This is a genomic window from Thiothrix sp. UBA5583 (assembly GCA_002425225.1).
GTDB lineage: Bacteria > Pseudomonadota > Gammaproteobacteria > Thiotrichales > Thiotrichaceae > Thiothrix > Thiothrix moscowensis.
On record DILV01000028.1, the window covers coordinates 32253 to 50420 of the forward strand.

The window sequence follows — 18168 nt, forward strand, 5'->3', positions numbered from 1 at the left end:
TGTGAACGCGATGACTGCCATACACCCGATCCGGGAAATTCCTTACAACTACACCTCTTTCTCTGACAAGGAAATCGTCCAGCGCCTGTTGGGGACGCGGGCGTGGGAAATCCTGCAAACCCTGCGTGAAAAGCGCGAAACCGGCATTTCCTCACACATGCTGCTGGAAATCCTCGGCGATATGTGGATTGTGCAGCGCAACCCCTACATCCACGACGACCTGCTGGAAAACCGTGAACGTCGCCAGTCCTTGCTTGATACCCTCAACGGGCGGGTAGCAACGATCGAAGAACGTGCCAAAGGCAATGTCAACACGCTGGAAATGGTGCAGATTGCGCGTGCCGCCTTGGACAAGTTTTCTGCCGACTTCCGTGCCGAATACGATTTGCGCGAAAAAACCCGCAAGCGCTTGTGCAAAATTACCCGCAAGGACAATGTGCAGTTCGATGGCCTTGCCCGCGTCTCGCATGTCACCGATGCCACCGACTGGCGCGTGGAACTGCCGTTCGTGGTGTTGACCCCGGATACCGAAGAGGAAATGGCGGCACTGGTGGGTGAGTGTATCGCGCTCGGTCTGACCGTGATCCCACGCGGCGGCGGCACGGGCTATACTGGCGGCGCTGTCCCGCTGGATGCCCGCAGTGCTGTCATCAATACCGAAAAGCTCGAATTCATCAGCGAAGTCCAGTACCGTAACGATTTGCCGGGTGTCGACAAGACCGTGGCGGTGGTGCGAACTGGCGCAGGCGTGATTACCCGCCGCGTTTCGGATCTGGCAGGCAAGCACGGGCTGGTGTTTGCGGTCGACCCGACTTCGCAGGATGCTTCCACCATCGGCGGCAATATCGCCATGAATGCGGGTGGCAAGAAAGCGGTATTGTGGGGGACGACCCTCGACAACCTGCTGTCCTGGCGCATGGTCACGCCGGATGCCAACTGGTTGGAAGTTACCCGCCTCAACCACAACCTTGGCAAAATCCACGACCAGCCCACCGTGCAATTCTCGGTGCAACGTTTCCAGCCGGATGGCAAAACCCGCAAAGGTGAGGCGCAAGTCCTCAGCTTTGAAGGCCGCTATTTCCGCAAGGAAGGGCTGGGTAAGGATGTGACCAACAAGTTCCTCGGCGGCTTGCCGGGTGTACAAAAGGAAGGTTGCGATGGCTTGATCACCTCCGGCGAATTCATCCTGCACCGGATGCCCGACCAAATCCGCACCGTTTGCCTTGAATTCTATGGCACGGATTTGCACGAAGCTGTTCCCGCCATCGTCGAGGTGAAAAACTACCTCGACGGGCGCAATGACGTGCTGCTGTCTGGCCTTGAGCATCTCGACGAACGCTATGTCAAGGCGGTGAAATACACTCCGAAAGGCGCACGCGGCATGTTGCCGAAAATGGTGCTGATTGCTGATATTGTGAGCGATGACGAAAAGGCGGTGGCCGAATCGGCTGCCGAAGTGGTGCGGCTGGCCAATGCCCGCAATGCCGAAGGTTTCGTTGCCATCAGCCCGGAAGCGCGTCGCCAGTTCTGGGCTGACCGTTCGCGCACCGCCGCGATTGCTGCCCACACCAACGCCTTCAAGGTCAACGAAGACGTGGTAATCCCGCTGCATAACCTTGCCCGTTACACCGAAGGCATCGAAACCATCAATATCCGCCAGTCAATGCAGAACAAGCTGCGCATGATTGACGCCTTGCTGGAACATCTGGCGGGCGATTTGCCGGAATTACGCACGGTGGTGGATTACGAGGCCAGCGAGGAACGCAGCGCCATCCTCGCCAACAAGGTTGCCCACGCCACCGCGTTCCTGCGCCAGCGCAAAGCCCGCTGGGAACAGATTCTGGCGAATTTCAACGCGCCTGCTGCCGACCATCAGGATTTGCTGGATGACACCGCCAAAGCTGCCCAGCGCCCGACCGACCGGGTGATTGACCTGCTGTTGCGGCGTGAGTTGCGCATTTCCTACCGGGCGGAAATCCTCAAACCGTTGCAGGAAATGTTTGCCGGGCGCGAACTGGAACCGCTGATGCAGGCATTGGAAAAAGTCCACCGTCGTATCCGTACCAGCCGGTTGTTCGTGGCGCTGCACATGCACGCCGGTGACGGCAATGTGCATACCAACATCCCGGTCAACTCCAACGATTACCAGATGTTGCACGAAGCTGAGGGCATGGTGGATGAGATCATGCTGCTGGCACGCTCGCTGGATGGGGTGATTTCCGGTGAACACGGCATCGGCATTACCAAATACCAGTATCTGGATGAGCGCGAAATCAACGAGTTTGCCGATTACAAGCAGCAGGTTGACCCGCAGGGCAATTTCAACAAGGGCAAGCTGTTGCCCGGTTCCGGTTTGCAGAATGCCTACACCCCGTCGCTACGGCTGGTGGAACGCGAAGCCCTGCTGCTGGAACACAACGAACTCGGGGCGCTCAACAAGGACATCAAGGACTGCCTGCGCTGCGGCAAGTGCAAGCCGGTGTGTAATACGCACATCCCGCGTGCCAACCTGCTGTATTCGCCGCGCAACAAGATTCTGGCCACCGGCCTGATGATCGAGGCATTCCTGTACGAGGAACAGACCCGGCGCGGCATTTCCATCCGCCATTTCGACGAGATGAATGATGTGGCCGACCATTGCACCGTGTGCCACAAGTGCGTCAACCCTTGTCCGGTCAATATCGACTTCGGCGAGGTCAGCGTGCGGATGCGCAGCATCCTGCGCGAACGTGGCAAGAAAAAGACCAGCCCGGTGACGTGGGCGTCGATGCAGTTCCTCAACCTGAAAGACCCGACTCAGATCAACCTGATGCGTAAGGGCATGATCGAGTTCGGCTACAAGGCGCAACGTTTTGCCCACAAGCTGGCGAAAAATGCCGGGCTGGTGGGTAATGGCAAACCACCTGCCGCCACTTTGGGCAAGCCGCCGATCAAGGAACAGGTGATCCAGTTCGTCAAAAAGCCGCTGCCCAAGGGGCTTCCGGCCAAGACCACCCGCGCGATGCTGGGTCTGGAAGATAATCAGGTGATCCCGATTTTGCGTGATGCCAGCAAGGAGCGCGGTGATGCGGTGTTCTATTTCCCCGGCTGTGGTTCCGAACGCTTGTTCAGCCAGGTCGGGTTGGCAACGCTGGCGATGTTGTATGAAACCGGCGCGACCACCGTGTTGCCACCGGGCTATCTGTGCTGCGGCTACCCGCAGAATGCCGGGGGTGACTTGAAGAAGGGCACGCAGATTTCTACCGAAAACCGCGTGCTGTTCCATCGTGTTGCCAATGCCTTGAGTTACCTCGACATCAAGACCGTGATCGTGTCGTGTGGGACGTGCATGGATCAGTTGCTCAAATACGAATTCGAGCGTATTTTCCCCGGTTGCCGCTTGCTCGACATCCACGAATACTTGCTAGAAAAGGGCATGAAAATGGAAGGGGTTAGCGGTATCCAGTATGTTTATCATGACCCGTGCCATACGCCGATGAAGCAGGTCAACCCGTTGAAAGCTGTCAAAGAACTGACAGGTTCCAACGTGGTGCTGAGCGAACGCTGCTGTGGGGAGGCAGGTACATTTGCCATCAGCCGCCCTGACATCGCCAGCCAGTTACGCTTCCGCAAAACCGAAAGCCTTAAAATGGGTGTCAAGGAACTGACTGGTAGTGAGATGGCGCAGGATGGCAAGGTGAAAATCCTCACCTCCTGCCCGGCCTGCCAGCAGGGGCTGTCACGCTATGTGGATGATACTGGCATGGAAACCGATTACATTGTGGTGGAAATGACCAACCATTTGCTGGGTAAGGATTGGCAGCAAGGGTTTGTGGAAAAGGTGACACACGGGGGTATTGAGAAAGTGCTGTTGTAGGAACCCCTCACCCCAACCCCTCTCCCTCAAGGGGAGAAGGGCTATAAAGAATGATGAATGGGTTATTTTTTGTTCCCCCTCTCCCCTTGAGGGACGACGCCAAAGGTGGCTGGGTGCGGGGGGTAGGGGGTGAGGGGTTCTTCAACCGGTGGATGACCGTTCTTTTGCCGCAGCCAATTGGTTGCGTACAACACGCCCTTGCGGGTGATTACCCACTTTTCCAGCTCGAATTTGCCGGGGAAATTCATGATTCCCAGTCCCACCATGATGGTGAGCAGACCTTGCCCCGGCAAAACCAGCATGGCGATACCCGCCAGTACTACCGGTAGCCCCAGCAGGTTGCGAAGAATGGCATGGGGTTGCAGCAAGACATGCCAGCGATGCGGGTCACGCGGACGGGTGAAATAGTCGACTGGAACCTTGCCTAGTAGCCACGGTAATGCCAGCAGCGAAAACACAAAGGTTACGGCAGAGAATATACCCAACCAGACAAATAATTGTTCCAAAGAAAACCCCCGTGGGTGTGAATCACGGGGGTTGATTCTACGCAGATGTTTGAGGGGCTAAAAGAAACCTTGTTGATCAGGTATCCGGGTTGGCCTTGATCTTGTGGATGCTTAAATCCGCCCCGTTGTATTCCTCTTCCTGCGACAAACGTAGCCCCATCGTTGCCTTGAGGATGCCGTAAACAATAAAGCCTCCCGCTGTTGCAATGCCTACGCCAATCAGTGTGCCGACCAGTTGTGCCCCGAAGCTGACGCCACCGATGCCACCTAGCGCTTCCAGTCCGAAAATACCCGCAGCAATACCGCCCCATGCACCGCATAAGCCATGCAGTGGCCACACACCCAGCACATCGTCGATTTTCAATTTATTTTGGGTCATGGTGAAAGCCCATACGAACAGTGCCCCTGCGACTACGCCGACCGCCAGTGCACCCAGCGGGTGCATCAGGTCAGAGCCAGCACAGACCGCGACCAGACCTGCCAGTGGGCCGTTATGGACGAAACCAGGGTCATTTTTGCCTACGAACAGGGCTGCCAGGATGCCTCCGACCATTGCCATCAGCGAGTTGATCGCCACCAGCCCACTGATGCCACCGATTTTCTGTGCTGACATCACGTTAAAGCCAAACCAGCCGACTGCCAGAATCCACGCACCGATGGCTAAAAACGGGATGCTGGAAGGTGGGTGCGCCGACATCGGTTGTCCGTGCTTGTTGTAGCGGCCTTGCCGATGCCCCAGCAGGATCACTGCGCCCAGAGCCAGCCAGCCACCCATCGCGTGTACCACTACGGAACCGGCAAAGTCATGGAACGTGACACCAAACATGCTTTTGATCCAGCCTTGCACGCCTTGCGGATTGGCGGGGTCAACGTTCCAGATCATGCCTTCAAAGAAGGGGTAAATGAAAGCCACAATCACAAAAGTGGCAATCAGTTGCGGGTAAAACTTTGCCCGTTCTGCAATTCCGCCGGAAATGATGGCTGGAATTGCTGCTGCAAATGTCAACAGGAAGAAAAACTTGACCAGATCGTAACCGTTATTGGCAGCCAGTGTTCCGGCAGGCGAGAAGAAGCCGGTTTGATAAGCCACCATATAGCCGATAAAGAAATACGCGATGGTCGAAACGGCGAAATCGACAATAATCTTGACCAGTGCATTGACCTGGTTTTTATGGCGTACCGTGCCGACTTCCAGAAAGGCAAAGCCTGCGTGCATGGCTAATACCATGACTGCGCCCATCAGTACGAACAACGTATCCAGTGCGGGTACAAGTTCTTCCATTCCAGTGACCTCCAAAAACACAAACAAGGGGAAAGTGGCTCCATCATAAACACCCTTGAGAGGCTTTCCAGACGTAAAATGCACAAAGGTGGTGATTTCCAATGATTTTTTTGTACTATTGCCGATGTGATCATGAAAATTTCACAGTATTGGTGCAAAAGATTGTATTGGCTCTAAAATAGTGCATTGGCCGCACCAAAAATGGAATTTGCGCTTTATCATGCAGCTTGTACCGGCTGTTTCTATACTTGTTGGCTAAACGGCTTTTTAACGTAGAGACTGGATGCTCGCGAGGAACAGGAAATGGATGCAGTGTTATTGCGCATAATGAAACCGGGTTGGTTGTCTTTGCCGGAAGCAGGATTGTTTCTGGGTGGTTTGTTGTGGGTGTTGTCACTGACTCAGGTGGCATTTCATACCACACATGGGGTGGTGATGGGCTATTGGGTATTGACAACCGGTTGGATGGGTTTTGCTCTGTTCCAGTTTGGCTGGTATGCAAACTTGCTGGAATTGTTGGCAGTGTTGCTGATGTACCGTTACCCTAACCGGGCAATGGTGCTGGCAGTCATGGGGGTGTTATTGGCTGGGCAGTCCTTCTGGTTTGATGACATTCCCGGTGGTGAAACCGCTATGCATGTGGTGCAGTTGGGGGCGGGTTTCTGGCTGTGGTATGCCAGCATGGTGCTGGTGACGCTGGGCGTGGTGTTTGGAGCGGATGAAGGGAAGGTCGCTTCACCTTCATCCTGAGTCGGCTGCTTAGAAATCGCCTGCTGCACCGCGTTTCATGATGTCAGTGATGATGTCTTGCACTTTCTTGGCTTCGGCATGAAGATCAGGTGGCAGGGTTTTGCCGCCGTGGATCATCATATCCATATCCAGTGACATCAGCTTGTATTTGCCATCTTTGCCCTGAATCATGGCAATCCGGCAGGGCAGGTAAGCGGAGAATGCATCGCTGTATTCGACCATTTTCATCGCAGTCTGCGGGTTACAGAACTGATAGATTTTCAGGAAACGCTGGTCTTGCCCTGTTTCCAGCTTGACCTGTTCAGACAGCGGCAGTTCACCAACCGCTTTGATGTTGTGCTCATTGGCAACCATTTTCATGGTTTCTTCGGCGTCTTGCGGGGAAAGGCCATCAGCCAGCGGATAGCTGACAACAGTCGCATCTGCTGAGTTGCCGGTTTCCTTGAGCTTTTTCCACATGTTCATGTAGACATCTTTGGCTTTGGGGTCGAGCTGATCAAGGGCTGCTTTTTCGGCAGCAATGTCCATTTCGCCCATTTGTGCCATCATGCCGCTAAATTTGCTGTAGGCAAAGCCACCACCAATGATGGCGATCAGGCCGATGATGGCAAGAAGGTTACGGATCATGTTCATAAGGGTTCCTGCGGTTCTTTGTGTTAAAAAAGCCATCAATAGACGGCTTTTTATCAAGGATTATTCCATTAAAAAAGAAAGTTACTGGGTGTCGATCTTGGCCATCAAACCGAAAGATTTGATGAATGGGCCAGCCATCGCCGGATTCTTGATCATTGCACCGTAGTCACCAACCAGGAACTTCAGTTTTCCAAAGGTGTAGGCAGTGCCCAAACCGACCATGCCCAGCGGGTCTTTGGTCCATTTCAGCCAGTCCTTGCGATCAGCACGCATGTCCCAGTCTGGGGTTTCGCCGTTGTAGTCGCCAGCACGGACACATTCGCCGTCAACGACCACGAATACACCCAGTGGTTTAGCTTCACCCTTCAGGCCGCAGGTAATGACAGAATTAAAGCCAATGGCAGCCAGTTTGTCTTTGACATCGGGGTCTGCGTTCCACAGATCCTTGAGTTCGTTCATCCATTCAGCAGAAAACAATTGTGGCATGGTTCCTCTCCTAATGCGTATTTGTGAAGTAACTGTTGTTTAATATGAAAGTTGCAAAATCCTGTATATCCTGCATTCTTGCGTTGCGCAATCCACAAGAAGTGATAATTTGGTGCTTTGTGTCAATTTTTACATTGTACTGGCTGTTTGTGCACAGTTGAACAACTTGACAACGTAGCAGCAAACCACCGCATCTAGTGTAGCAGCAAGCCCGCTAAGTTTGAACGATAGTACGGCTTTACGGCTGGACTCCGTAGCAACTGCGGCGGCAGGGGGTGCTTCTTGTGGGTTGGATGCGGTATGATGTGGCGTACTGTGCGTGGCGTTAGTCTTGCCAGTTCAAAAATAAGCATTACATCGCAGTTGGCATCACTTGTTTTTAAGTAGTTATCCATGTGTTCACAGAGGTTTAGTGTAGACGTGGTTTTGTTATCCTGGGAGAAAAATGATGAGTAGAGATGTTGTTGTATTAAGTGCGGTGCGTTCTGCGATTGGTGCGTTCGGTGGTTCACTAGCGGATATGGATCCTTGCGATCTGGCTGGTTCCGTCATGAAGGAAGCCGTAACACGTTCTGGTGTTGACCCGGAAGCAATCAGCTATGTCACCGTCGGTAACTGTATTCCTACCGATTCCCGTTATGCTTACGTTTCGCGGGTTGCCTCGATTCAAGCCGGTTTGTCGAAAGAGTCCGTTGCGATGCAGCTCAATCGCCTGTGCTCATCTGGTTTGCAGGGAATTGTGACCACCGCGCAAAACATCATGCTGGGCGATGCTGACTACGGCGTCGGTGGTGGTGTGGAAGTGATGTCCAAAGGTGTCTACATGCTGCCAGCCCTGCGCTCAGGTGCACGCATGGGCGATACCAGTGCCATTGATGCGATGGTTGCCGTCCTGACTGACCCGTTCGGCGTGGGCCACATGGGCATTACGGCTGAAAATCTGGCGACCAAGTGGAATATCAGCCGTGAAGAGCAAGATGCGTTTGCGGTGGAATCCCAGCAGCGTGCAGCCGCAGCACAAGCTGATGGTCGTTTCAAATCGCAAATCGTACCCATTGTGAAAAAGACCCGTAAGGGCGACGTGGTATTCGATACCGACGAACACCTCAAGCCCGGCACAACGCTGGAATCTCTGGCCAAAATGCGCCCGGCTTTCAAGAAAGACGGCACAGTGACCGCCGGTAACGCTTCCGGTATCAACGACGGTGCAGCATTCTTTGTTCTGGCCGCCGCTGATGTTGCCCTGAATGCAGGCCACAAGCCGATGGCGCGTCTGGTGTCTTACGCCGTTGCTGGTGTAGGGAACGAAATCATGGGTGAAGGCCCAATTCCAGCTTCCAAACTGGCACTGAAAAAGGCGGGTTTGTCACTGGATCAGATGGATGTCATCGAATCCAACGAAGCCTTTGCTGCACAGGCTCTGGCTGTTGCTAAAGGTCTGGAACTGGATATGTGCAAAACCAACCCTAACGGTGGCGCGATTGCATTGGGTCATCCGGTAGGCTGTTCCGGTGCATTCATCGCGACCAAAGCACTGTATGAACTGCAACGTACCAACGGTAAGTACGCTTTGGTCACAATGTGTATCGGTGGCGGTCAAGGTATTGCTGCGATCTTCGAGCGTCTGTAAGCCTTAGCTACAAACGCAACAAGCCACAGGTGTTCACGCATCTGTGGCTTTTTTTATGGTGTTTAGCGGCAACTTATCCGCTGTGCATCCGCCCTCATTTTGCCCGCATCACGGAACAGGACGATGGAACGCTGTTGCTGCCCGTCTCTGGATGCTAGCACTGCCTGGCTTTCCAGTCCTGCTGCCCGTTTCAGTAAGCCTTGTCTGGCTTCTTCACAGCCCGCCCGATTGACGGGGGGAGGGCGGTTAGCGAACGTGTTAATTGTCGCCGGAGCAGGTGCAGGTTGACGTAACACTACAGGCGCACGCACGACTGCTGTCGGGGCGGGGCTGTTGTTGGTGCGAGCCGCCAGTTGTGCCCGATTGCGTTGACGCATGTGGTTGGCGTTGGGGGGCGGAATAGGTGGCGGTCGGGTTGCCGTATGTACGACACTGACAGCAGAGCTGCCATAACAGTAGAAGGAGCCTGTGCAGGTGTCAGCACTAACAGGCGTAACCAACGCCCCTGCTACCCATGTGGCGGCAAGCGCGGCAAGAGTTCTGTTTTGCATGTTTTTTTCCTGAAACACTCAAGTCGATATACCCTGAACGCTCAACGGGTTGTTATACATAAGGGTGTTAACAGGAGTGTAGCAGAGGTTGGATATTTTGCTGTTATCTGTATGATTTTTATGCCATAAACAAGAAAGCCCGCAACCTGCGGGCTTTCTGTTCTGTTTTGGCAGAGGGCGGAACTTACAGGGCAGCGAGGGCTGCGTCGTAGTTTGGCTCTTGCACGATTTCAGGTACTTGCTCGGTATAAGCAACCTTGCCGTCCTTGATGACCACGACAGCGCGGGACATCAGACCAGCCAGTGGGCCATTGGCGATGGTGACGCCATAATCCTTGCCGAAATCCGCACTGCGGAACGTGGACAGGGAAACCACGTTTTCCAGACCTTCTGCGCCACAGAAACGGCTGTGGGCAAATGGCAGGTCAGCCGAAACGCACAGAACGGCTACGTCAGGGTTGCTGCTGGCGACTTCGTTGAAACGGCGGGTGGATGCAGCACAGATACCGGTATCCACGCTGGGGTAAATGTTCAGAACGACAGTTCTGCCTGCGAAATCGCCCATACCCACTTCAGACAGGTCGGTTTTGACTAGGGTGAATGCCGGAGCGTCGCTGCCGACGGCTGGCAGGTTGCCAACGGTTTCAAAGGGGTTGCCTTGCAAGGTAATGGTTGCCATATTGTGTTTCCTTCCGTTTGTTGCTCAGTGAAATCAGTGATGGTGATGCCCGCAACCGCCAGCAGCGTGGACGTGTCCGTGGGCTATTTCATCCGCCGTGGCTGCACGTACATCCAGAATGGTCAGGTCAAAAGTCAGGGCAACACCTGCCAGCGGGTGGTTGGCGTCGATGGTGATAGTATCGCCATCCACCGCCGTGATGGTAATAACCTCAACACCGCCGTTGGTCTGAGCCTGGAACTGTGCGCCCGGAAACAGATGGTCAGTCGGGGTATCGCCGAACATGTGGCGGGGTACTTGCTGGGTCAGACGGTCATCACGTTCGCCATAAGCATCTTCTGGCGCGATGGTGACAATCATGCTGTCCTGTGCCTGTTTGCCGGTGAGGGCGTTTTCCAGACCGGGGATGATGTTTTCAGCGCCATGCAGGTAGGTTAAGGGATGGCTCGTATCGGCCTGATCCAGCACATTGCCCTGCCCGTCGGTCAGGGTGTAGGTCATGGTGACGACAGCATGGTCAGTTATTTGCATGATGATTCCTTGGAATAAAGTTCGTAACGGTTGCCGCCTTCCGGCAGATCCTTGAAGCGGCGGTGGGTCCACAAATATTGGGCGGGGAACTCGCGTACCTGTTGCTCAATGATCTGGTTGATGCGGAGGGTATCCGCCAAAAGGCTTTCGCCGGGGAAATCGTCCAGGGCAGGCAAAAAGCGCAGCAAATAGCCGCGTGCCGTGCGCACCGTGAAAAACGGTACAACCTGCGCTTTGCCCAGTTTCGCCAGACGGCTGGTTGCCGTGTTGGTGGCGGCTTCCACGCCGAAAAACGGGGCAAACAGGCTGTTTTTGCGGTTGAAATGCTGGTCTTGTGCATACCAGACTGCGTGCCCTTGTTGCAGGCTGCGCAGCATGTCACGGATGTTGTCGCGTGAAATCGCTTTACCGTAGCGTTCAGCGCGTAACCGGGTGGTACGCCATTCGATCAGCGGGTTCTGGTGGGGGCGGTAAACCACATGCAGGGGATGATATTGCGCCAGTAAACGCCCGCCCAGTTCCAGACTGGTGAAATGGGCGCTGAGCAAGACCACACCACCGTATTGCAGGGCAGCTTGCAGGTGTTCCATGCCTTCGATGCCGGTCTGGCGGTTAAGGCGTTCAAGGTTGCCCCACCAGCTCAAACCCAGTTCAAACACACCTTGCCCCAGCGATACGAAATGTTCGCGGTTGAGCCGGATGCGTTCCTCGTTGCTCAGGTGCGGGAATGCCAGTTCCAGATTGACGCAGCAGATGAAACGGCGGCGTGCCAACGTGTAAAACATCAGCAAACCAAACAGCTTGCCCAGCCACATCTGAGTGCGCCACGGCAGCTTGACCAGCAACCACAACAAGCCCAAACCCAACCAGGTTAGCCAATGGCGCGGATGTGCAAAATTTTTTCCTGACAGTTTTTCCACGTGTTGATTCGTACCCAGACAAGCCGCTTATGGTAAACTTTCCGACCTGATTTTGCCTGTTTTTCTGTGAAAATAACGATGAGCCTACAAATTCCTGCCTTTGAACGGGCGCGTGTACTGGTGGTTGGTGACGTGATGCTGGATCGTTACTGGTCTGGGCAGACTTCCCGCATTTCGCCTGAAGCACCTGTCCCGGTGGTGCATGTGAAAGCCAGCGAGGAACGCCCCGGTGGAGCTGCCAACGTGGCACTGAACATTGCCAGCCTTGGTGGGCAGGCTATCCTGCTGGGTTATGTTGGCAATGACGAAGCCGGTGTTTCACTGGAAAAAACCTTGCAGGCGCGTGGGGTGCAGACCCGTTTCGTGGCGCTGGATCATGCTCCGACCATTACCAAGCTGCGTGTTTTGAGCCGCCATCAGCAACTGATCCGGCTGGATTTCGAGGAAGGTTTTGCCGGGCAGGATCATGCCGGGTTGCTGGCCGCTTTCAGTACCTTGTTGGCGGAAGCGGATGTGGTGGTACTGTCCGATTACCGCAAGGGCACGCTGGAACGGGCGCAGGAACTGATCACGCTGGCACGAGCAGCAGGCAAGTCAGTGGTGGTTGATCCCAAGGCGCAGGATTTCGCCACTTATCAGGGGGCGACGGTCATTACCCCCAATCTGGCGGAGTTCCGTGACGCAGCGGGTGAGTGGATGGATGAGGCTGATCTGGTCAGACGCGGGCAGGCATTGCTGGCACGCTGTGAACTTGACAACCTGCTGATTACCCGCAGTGAACACGGCATGACGCTGTTACGACAGGAGCTGGAGCCTTTCAACCTGCCGACTCGCGCCCGCGAAGTCTATGATGTGACCGGGGCAGGGGATACGGTGGTGGCAGTGCTGGCTGCTTGCATGGCTGCCGGTTTGCCAGTCGAACAGGCGATGGCTCTTGCCAACCTCGCTGCCGGGATCGTGGTTGGCAAGGTCGGTACGGCCACCGTCAGCGTCCCCGAATTGCATAAAGCCTTGCAGCAGCATCATGCGCAGGTCAGGGGCGTGGTCAGCGAGGAACAATTGCTGGCAGCGGTGCAGGAAGCCCGCATCCACGGCGAAAGGATCGTCATGACCAACGGCTGCTTCGACATCCTGCACGTTGGGCATGTCACTTATTTGCAGGAAGCCCGCAAGCTCGGCGACCGCCTGATCGTGGCGGTCAATACCGATGCATCGGTGCGCGAACTCAAGGGGCCAACCCGACCGATCAATAGCATGGGCAACCGCATGAAAATGCTGGCAGCACTGTCCTGTGTTGATTGGGTGGTGGATTTCAGCGAAGACACCCCGGAACGGCTGATCTGCGCGGTCAAACCCGATTTGCTGGTCAAAGGTGGCGATAACGACCCGCAAAAAATTCCTGGCAACCGCTGCGTGTGGGAGAACGGCGGTGATGTGGTGGTACTGAGTTTTGTCGATGGGGTTTCCACCACCAACACCATTGCCAAAATCCAGAATATGGAAAAAGAGAGCCGATGAACGTTGATGTCCTGATCGTGGGTGGCGGAATTGCCGGTTTGTGGTTGCTGGCAGAATTGCGGGCGCAAGGCGTCAATGCCCTGCTGGTCAGTGATGAGCTGGGCAAGGGGCAAACCATTGCATCCCAGGGCATCATTCACGGTGGTACGAAATACGCCCTCACTGGCAAGCTGACCGGGGCAGCACTGGCGATTGGTGATATGCCGGGTATCTGGCGAGCAGCCCTCAACGGTACTGGTCTGGTGGATTTGCGGCAGGTCAGGGTGTTGGCGGAATCACAATTGTTGTGGACTTCCGGCGGCCTTGGCTCGCGCATGACCGGCTTTTTTGCTAGCAAGGCGATGAAAAGCCGTATGGATGCCGTGCCACATGAGCAATATCCATCCTTGTTCCTGCATTCACAATTTCATGGCGGCCTTTATCGGCTGGATGAACCAGTGCTGGATGTGCCTTCCCTGCTGGCCTGTTTGCAGGCGCAACTGGCGGGTGCGTTGATGCAGGTGGATGTACAACGTTCCGGCTTGCAACAGGCCGGGGATCGTTACCGTTACAATGCCGTGCTGGGCGATGGCAGGGAGCTGGAAATCATTGCCGGGCAAATCGTCCTGACTGCCGGGGCGGGGAATGAGGCGTTGCTGGCTGCTACGGGGCTTGATCAGCGGGAATGGCCTGCCATGCAGCGTCGCCCGCTCCAGATGGTAATGTTGCGCGGGAATTTGCCCATGCTGTATGCCCATGCCCTGGGCATGAGCGACAAACCTCGGGCAACCATTACTTCGCACCGGGATGCGCAAGGCCGGGTCGTCTGGTATATCGGCGGGCAACCCGCAGAGCAAGGTGTTGGTAAACCCGCTACCGAGGTTATTGCGGCTACCCGTCACGAACTGGCAGACTTGCTGCCTTGGATCGATTTTAGTCAGGTGGAATGGGCAACATGGAACGTTGACCGTGCGGAAGGTTGTCAGCCGGATGGTAGCCGCCCTGACCAGCCGGTGTTGTTCCGCAAGGCAAATGTGACCGTGGCCTGGCCCACCAAACTGGCATTTGCACCGATGTTGGCCAAGGCATTGCTGGAAACCTTGCCAGTGATGGAAAAATCCGGGCAGAATGCGCCGATGCCGGTTCGCACGTTATTACCACCTGTGACAACCCCGGTGTGGGAGCTGGCTGTATTCACAAAAAATTAAATAGTGCTCATTAATAAAAGCAAGTTTTGACATTCAAAGGAGATGGATTATGCAAATCAACACTATTCCGGCTGGTCGTGCGCTTGACTGGTTTAAACAGGGCTGGGCAATTTTTTCCAAAGACATGGTGACATGGGTGCTGATGACGCTGGTAATGGGGGTTGGGGCATTCATTTTGAATTTCTTGCCCATTATTGGGCAAATTGTGTTATGCCTGATCATGCCAGCCTTGCTGGGGGGGATGTTGTATGCAGCCCAGCAAGCGGACAAAGGTCAGCCCATCAAGCTGGAATACCTGTGGATGGTGTTGCTGGATGGGCAAAAGCGTATTCCGTTCATTGCCTTGGGTGGGATTCTGTTTGGTGCGGTGATTCTGGTGGGGGTCGTGAGCGTGGCTTTCATTGGTGACAGCCTGCTGCGTGGGGCGAACGCCGGGTTGCTGAGCTTTGGGCTGGGCGGGATGCTGTTCATGCTGATTGTTGGTTTCAGTGTCTTTGTGCTGTTCAACTATACCGCTGCCCTGATGATGTTGCGTGACATGCCGCTGGTGGATGCGCTCAAGGCATGTGCGGGTGTTGCCAGTACCCAGGTTGTGCCTTTGCTGGTGTTTTTCATTTTTTCTTTGTTTTTGACTATATTGATAAATGCACCAATTAGTCTCTTCTTTTCAATCCTTGATAACTTCACTAACGATGTTGAGTTGTCGTTTCTTTTTTTCGTTTTTAGTAGTTCTAGTTTGGTAAGTTCATTAGATAGTTTATTTGGTTTTTTTGGAGGTTTCATTTTGGTTCCCGTAACTATAGGTGCTGTTTTCATTAGTCAGCAGGAAGTGTTTGCTGCATGAAGCGCCGCTTGATTGCCCAAACCGGTATTGAAATCAGCCCGCTCGGACTTGGCACGGTCAAATTCGGGCGTAATCAGGGCGTCAAGTACCCGCAGGGGTTTGAATTGCCTGCCGACAAGGAAGTCCGCGAATTATTGGCGCTGGCGTTTGATCTGGGTATCAATCTGCTGGACACGGCTCCGGCTTATGGGTTGGCAGAGGAACGGTTGGGCAAATTGCTGCCCAATTCCCGCCACGACTGGGTGATTGAAACCAAGGTGGGCGAAAGTTTCCTCGATGGTGAATCCCGTTTTGATTTCACTGCCACCGGTACACGCAGGAGTGTGGAAAACAGCCTGCGTCTGCTAAAAACCGATTACCTCGATATGGTGTTGATTCATTCCGACGGGGATGATGTGCGGATTCTGCGTAAGGAAGCAGTGCTGGATACTCTATTACAGATGCAGCAGCAAGGCTGGGTACGGACGGTGGGCATTTCCTCCAAAACGGTGGAGGGCGGTTTGCTGGCCTTTGAGCTGGGTTGCGATGTGGTGATGGCCGCTTACAACCCGACGTATACGGATGAGTTACCGGTACTTGAAGCTGCGGCGCAGCAAAACAAGGCTGTACTGGTCAAGAAAGCCTTTGCCAGTGGTCATCTGGACAAGCTGGGCGGCGAGAATCCGGTGGAACAGGCGCTGGCGTTTGCTTTCGCCCAGCCGGGGGTGACGGGTGTAGTGCTGGGGACGATTAATCCCCGGCATTTGCGGGAGAATGTGGCGATTGCAAAGGGGATTCTGGTTTAACCGTCCCGATGTTCACGTAATCCGGTGTGTGCTTCTACCCTATCTGCTGACAGGATACTGGCGAGGCGTTGCTCGTTTTCCTTCAGTTTGCTGCGGTCGTTTTCGGGATGCCACAAATGCAGAACTGTTGTGGCAAAACGACCATCCTTACGCTTAATACCTGCTCTTAGCAAACGGATTGCCAAATCTGCATCTTCGTGTCCCCAGCCAGTATAGGTTTCATCGAAACCATTGATGGTTTGCAGGTCTTTCTTCCATACTCCCAGGTTGCAAGTACGGACACCTTGCCAGTTTTGGGATGCGTATTTACGCCAGAATTGTCCTGGAAACTGATGCAGCGCAAACGAACGACGGAAATCTTTTTGTCTGGCGGCTTGCTGATATTGGGGTAATGACCATAAATGTAGTGGTTCATGTACTGCCAGATAACGTTGTGTGGCTGACTCACTGATCAATACACGATTGCCTGCAACAAAATAACCTGTTTCTGCCAAAGTTTCATGTTGTGCAATGAAGTCTGGACGAGGGATGCAATCGCCATCCAGAAACACAATGTATTCCCCCTGACTTTGCAGGATGGCCTTGTTACGGATGGCTGCGGCACGGAACCCGTTGTCTTCGTGCCATACATGCGTCAATGTCAGGTTATGCTGGTATTGCTCAATAATGGCAGCAGTGGCAGAAGTTGAACCATCATCAGCAATAACGACTTCAAATGAGTGGTTTCGCTGTGCAGCCAGCCCCGTCAGGGCTGCTTGCAGGGCATCCGGGCGATTGTAGGTTGTAAGGATAACGGAAATCATGTTGATACCCACGATTTGTTGTCAGCCCATAATGCCACGCTCATCAGGGCATAGAAGTGCCCTTCAACATTGTCCATGATGGATGAATTCAGAAAACTGTGGAGAATGAATGCTATCAGGAAGCCGTAAGCAATGTATTGGTTGGGAATAGGCAGGTGCCGACTCGTTTTCCATTGGGTATATAACAGGTAACATAATAAAAATAGTCCACCAATTCCCAGTTCTACCCAGGTCAGCAGAAACTGTTGATGTGGATTTTTGCTTTCCGCCCCAGAAATACGTTTGTATTCATGCAGGAAACTGCCAGTACCAAAGCCTGTAAGCGGATTTTCCTGGATAATCAGTAATGCATTTTTCCATAATGTTGGTCTGAGGTGGTAATCTCCCATGTTGCTGTTAACTTCAGCCAGTTCGATTTCTTGAGTGGTTTCCTGAATGAGACGTTTCTTGAATGTGGGGGAATATTGATAAAGAAGACCAAATGCAAGTGTTGCAATGACAAGATATGCAATTAATCCCTTGCCTTTCCATTGAGTGATCATAAACGTTAATGCCAATAATGCCAGTACAAGAAAGCCTGTGCGTCCGGTATTGATGAATAACAGGTTGAACAACATGATTGCAGATAACAAGAAAAACAGGTTGCGTCTGGTTTTGTCATAGAATCCCAGAAACAAACAGGCATAGATCAGGAATGCCTCAAAGGTGGCAAAAGGTATGTGTGAATGAAAACCTGACGGCATCACACCTTTTGAGAGTGGTGCATAGCCTATCCATTGAAAATAAGATAGCAGCATCGCAATGATGTGACCGACAAGAAAACCATAAAAAACCCGTTTTCCCCATCCTTCGGTTAGCAAGCTAGCCATCAAGGGGAGGAGTAAAAGTTCACGGTATTTCCCAAAACCATTCCATGCTTCTTGCCATGTGGTTGATGACCATGACATGCCCAAGGCAATGGCAAACCACAGTAATAAAGATACCTTGGTAACGGGATTACCCCATATTTTCTTGAATAACTCACCGAAGTTGTGTCCTGTCAAACCGATCAGTAGCCAGACAACCAGAAATAATCCAGTGGTCAGGCTTAGCAATGGAGTTGGCAGGGAGATACTGGCTGAGCTGGCGACAATCAGCCATAAGGCTAGAGTTTGCAGCTTTCCTGTCTCATTTGCGGTGTTTGTTATTGAAGTGAGTGGCATAAATT

17 protein-coding genes are annotated in these 18168 nt (G+C 53.6%); 7 read left to right on the top strand and 10 right to left on the bottom strand.

Features of this window, described 5'->3' with window-relative positions:
* Nucleotides 1–10: 10 nt before the first annotated feature.
* Nucleotides 11–3856 carry a DUF3683 domain-containing protein gene (locus B2U47_RS11295; RefSeq protein ID WP_296688377.1) on the top strand — a complete coding sequence of 1282 codons (3846 nt, stop codon included), beginning with the start codon at nt 11–13 and terminating at the stop codon, nt 3854–3856.
* A gap of 62 nt (nt 3857–3918) precedes the next feature.
* On the opposite strand, the gene B2U47_RS11300 is transcribed toward B2U47_RS11295, so the two are convergent.
* Both B2U47_RS11300 and B2U47_RS11305 read right to left on the bottom strand, forming a co-directional pair.
* Nucleotides 3919–4362, bottom strand: coding sequence for a PGPGW domain-containing protein (locus B2U47_RS11300; RefSeq protein WP_296674544.1), 444 nt, complete (start codon nt 4360–4362; stop codon nt 3919–3921).
* A 76-nt stretch (nt 4363–4438) separates the two neighbouring features.
* Nucleotides 4439–5644, bottom strand: a complete 1206-nt coding sequence (locus B2U47_RS11305; protein WP_296674542.1) for an ammonium transporter — start codon at nt 5642–5644, stop codon at nt 4439–4441.
* A 303-nt stretch (nt 5645–5947) separates the two neighbouring features.
* On the opposite strand from B2U47_RS11305, the gene B2U47_RS11310 reads away from it, so the two are divergent.
* Nucleotides 5948–6394, top strand: a complete 447-nt coding sequence (locus B2U47_RS11310) for a hypothetical protein (RefSeq protein ID WP_296674541.1) — start codon at nt 5948–5950, stop codon at nt 6392–6394.
* Between the two features lie 9 nt (nt 6395–6403).
* Here B2U47_RS11310 and B2U47_RS11315 read toward each other — a convergent pair whose 3' ends face one another.
* A complete protein-coding gene (locus tag B2U47_RS11315; protein ID WP_296674539.1) occupies nt 6404–7021 on the bottom strand; it encodes a DUF302 domain-containing protein in 618 nt (205 codons plus the stop codon).
* Nucleotides 7022–7108: 87 nt separating this feature from the next.
* On the bottom strand, nt 7109–7513 hold the full coding sequence (locus tag B2U47_RS11320) for an SCP2 sterol-binding domain-containing protein (protein WP_296674536.1): 405 nt from the start codon (nt 7511–7513) through the stop codon (nt 7109–7111).
* A gap of 448 nt (nt 7514–7961) precedes the next feature.
* Between B2U47_RS11320 and B2U47_RS11325 the strand changes: the two genes are divergently transcribed.
* Nucleotides 7962–9143 carry an acetyl-CoA C-acyltransferase family protein gene (locus B2U47_RS11325; protein ID WP_296674535.1) on the top strand — a complete coding sequence of 394 codons (1182 nt, stop codon included), beginning with the start codon at nt 7962–7964 and terminating at the stop codon, nt 9141–9143.
* 62 nt (nt 9144–9205) lie between these two features.
* Here B2U47_RS11325 and B2U47_RS11330 read toward each other — a convergent pair whose 3' ends face one another.
* The 4 genes from B2U47_RS11330 to lpxL all read right to left on the bottom strand — a co-directional run bounded on the left by B2U47_RS11330 (nt 9206) and on the right by lpxL (nt 11824).
* On the bottom strand, nt 9206–9694 hold the full coding sequence (locus B2U47_RS11330; RefSeq protein WP_296674533.1) for a hypothetical protein: 489 nt from the start codon (nt 9692–9694) through the stop codon (nt 9206–9208).
* 184 nt (nt 9695–9878) lie between these two features.
* Complete coding sequence (gene tpx / locus B2U47_RS11335; protein WP_296674532.1) at nt 9879–10373, bottom strand: thiol peroxidase; 495 nt, start codon at nt 10371–10373, stop codon at nt 9879–9881.
* A gap of 33 nt (nt 10374–10406) precedes the next feature.
* Nucleotides 10407–10904, bottom strand: coding sequence for an FKBP-type peptidyl-prolyl cis-trans isomerase (locus B2U47_RS11340; RefSeq protein ID WP_296674530.1), 498 nt, complete (start codon nt 10902–10904; stop codon nt 10407–10409).
* Nucleotides 10895–11824, bottom strand: coding sequence for an LpxL/LpxP family Kdo(2)-lipid IV(A) lauroyl/palmitoleoyl acyltransferase (gene lpxL, locus B2U47_RS11345; RefSeq protein WP_296674528.1), 930 nt, complete (start codon nt 11822–11824; stop codon nt 10895–10897). The genes B2U47_RS11340 and lpxL overlap by 10 nt, the downstream gene beginning before the upstream one ends.
* Nucleotides 11825–11902: 78 nt before the next feature.
* On the opposite strand from lpxL, the gene hldE reads away from it, so the two are divergent.
* Genes hldE through B2U47_RS11365 form a run of 4 tightly spaced genes read left to right on the top strand, consistent with a single transcriptional unit; the run spans nt 11903 to nt 16158 of the window.
* On the top strand, nt 11903–13342 hold the full coding sequence (hldE, locus tag B2U47_RS11350; protein ID WP_296674527.1) for a bifunctional D-glycero-beta-D-manno-heptose-7-phosphate kinase/D-glycero-beta-D-manno-heptose 1-phosphate adenylyltransferase HldE: 1440 nt from the start codon (nt 11903–11905) through the stop codon (nt 13340–13342).
* A complete protein-coding gene (locus tag B2U47_RS11355) occupies nt 13339–14529 on the top strand; it encodes an FAD-dependent oxidoreductase (protein ID WP_296674525.1) in 1191 nt (396 codons plus the stop codon). The genes hldE and B2U47_RS11355 overlap by 4 nt, the downstream gene beginning before the upstream one ends.
* A 49-nt stretch (nt 14530–14578) precedes the next feature.
* On the top strand, nt 14579–15373 hold the full coding sequence (locus tag B2U47_RS11360) for a hypothetical protein (protein ID WP_296674523.1): 795 nt from the start codon (nt 14579–14581) through the stop codon (nt 15371–15373).
* Complete coding sequence (locus B2U47_RS11365) at nt 15370–16158, top strand: aldo/keto reductase (protein WP_296674521.1); 789 nt, start codon at nt 15370–15372, stop codon at nt 16156–16158. Before B2U47_RS11360 ends, B2U47_RS11365 begins: the two co-directional genes overlap by 4 nt.
* Here the strand turns inward: B2U47_RS11365 and B2U47_RS11370 are convergent.
* Complete coding sequence (locus B2U47_RS11370; protein ID WP_296674520.1) at nt 16155–16961, bottom strand: glycosyltransferase family 2 protein; 807 nt, start codon at nt 16959–16961, stop codon at nt 16155–16157. The genes B2U47_RS11365 and B2U47_RS11370 overlap by 4 nt on opposite strands.
* Complete coding sequence (locus tag B2U47_RS11375) at nt 16958–18163, bottom strand: O-antigen ligase family protein (protein WP_296674518.1); 1206 nt, start codon at nt 18161–18163, stop codon at nt 16958–16960. The genes B2U47_RS11370 and B2U47_RS11375 overlap by 4 nt, the downstream gene beginning before the upstream one ends.
* Nucleotides 18164–18168: the final 5 nt, after the last annotated feature.

What these genes read in the sequence shown, in the direction of transcription:
- B2U47_RS11295 (WP_296688377.1), top strand. Translation starts at nt 11, where the DNA reads ATGACTGCCATACACCCGATCCGGGAAATTCCTTACAACTACACCTCT.
- B2U47_RS11305 (WP_296674542.1), bottom strand. Translation starts at nt 5,644, where the DNA reads ATGGAAGAACTTGTACCCGCACTGGATACGTTGTTCGTACTGATGGGC.
- B2U47_RS11310 (WP_296674541.1), top strand. Translation starts at nt 5,948, where the DNA reads ATGGATGCAGTGTTATTGCGCATAATGAAACCGGGTTGGTTGTCTTTG.
- B2U47_RS11315 (WP_296674539.1), bottom strand. Translation starts at nt 7,021, where the DNA reads ATGATCCGTAACCTTCTTGCCATCATCGGCCTGATCGCCATCATTGGT.
- B2U47_RS11320 (WP_296674536.1), bottom strand. Translation starts at nt 7,513, where the DNA reads ATGCCACAATTGTTTTCTGCTGAATGGATGAACGAACTCAAGGATCTG.
- B2U47_RS11325 (WP_296674535.1), top strand. Translation starts at nt 7,962, where the DNA reads ATGAGTAGAGATGTTGTTGTATTAAGTGCGGTGCGTTCTGCGATTGGT.
- B2U47_RS11330 (WP_296674533.1), bottom strand. Translation starts at nt 9,694, where the DNA reads ATGCAAAACAGAACTCTTGCCGCGCTTGCCGCCACATGGGTAGCAGGG.
- tpx (WP_296674532.1), bottom strand. Translation starts at nt 10,373, where the DNA reads ATGGCAACCATTACCTTGCAAGGCAACCCCTTTGAAACCGTTGGCAAC.
- B2U47_RS11340 (WP_296674530.1), bottom strand. Translation starts at nt 10,904, where the DNA reads ATGCAAATAACTGACCATGCTGTCGTCACCATGACCTACACCCTGACC.
- hldE (WP_296674527.1), top strand. Translation starts at nt 11,903, where the DNA reads ATGAGCCTACAAATTCCTGCCTTTGAACGGGCGCGTGTACTGGTGGTT.
- B2U47_RS11355 (WP_296674525.1), top strand. Translation starts at nt 13,339, where the DNA reads ATGAACGTTGATGTCCTGATCGTGGGTGGCGGAATTGCCGGTTTGTGG.
- B2U47_RS11360 (WP_296674523.1), top strand. Translation starts at nt 14,579, where the DNA reads ATGCAAATCAACACTATTCCGGCTGGTCGTGCGCTTGACTGGTTTAAA.
- B2U47_RS11365 (WP_296674521.1), top strand. Translation starts at nt 15,370, where the DNA reads ATGAAGCGCCGCTTGATTGCCCAAACCGGTATTGAAATCAGCCCGCTC.
- B2U47_RS11370 (WP_296674520.1), bottom strand. Translation starts at nt 16,961, where the DNA reads ATGATTTCCGTTATCCTTACAACCTACAATCGCCCGGATGCCCTGCAA.
- B2U47_RS11375 (WP_296674518.1), bottom strand. Translation starts at nt 18,163, where the DNA reads ATGCCACTCACTTCAATAACAAACACCGCAAATGAGACAGGAAAGCTG.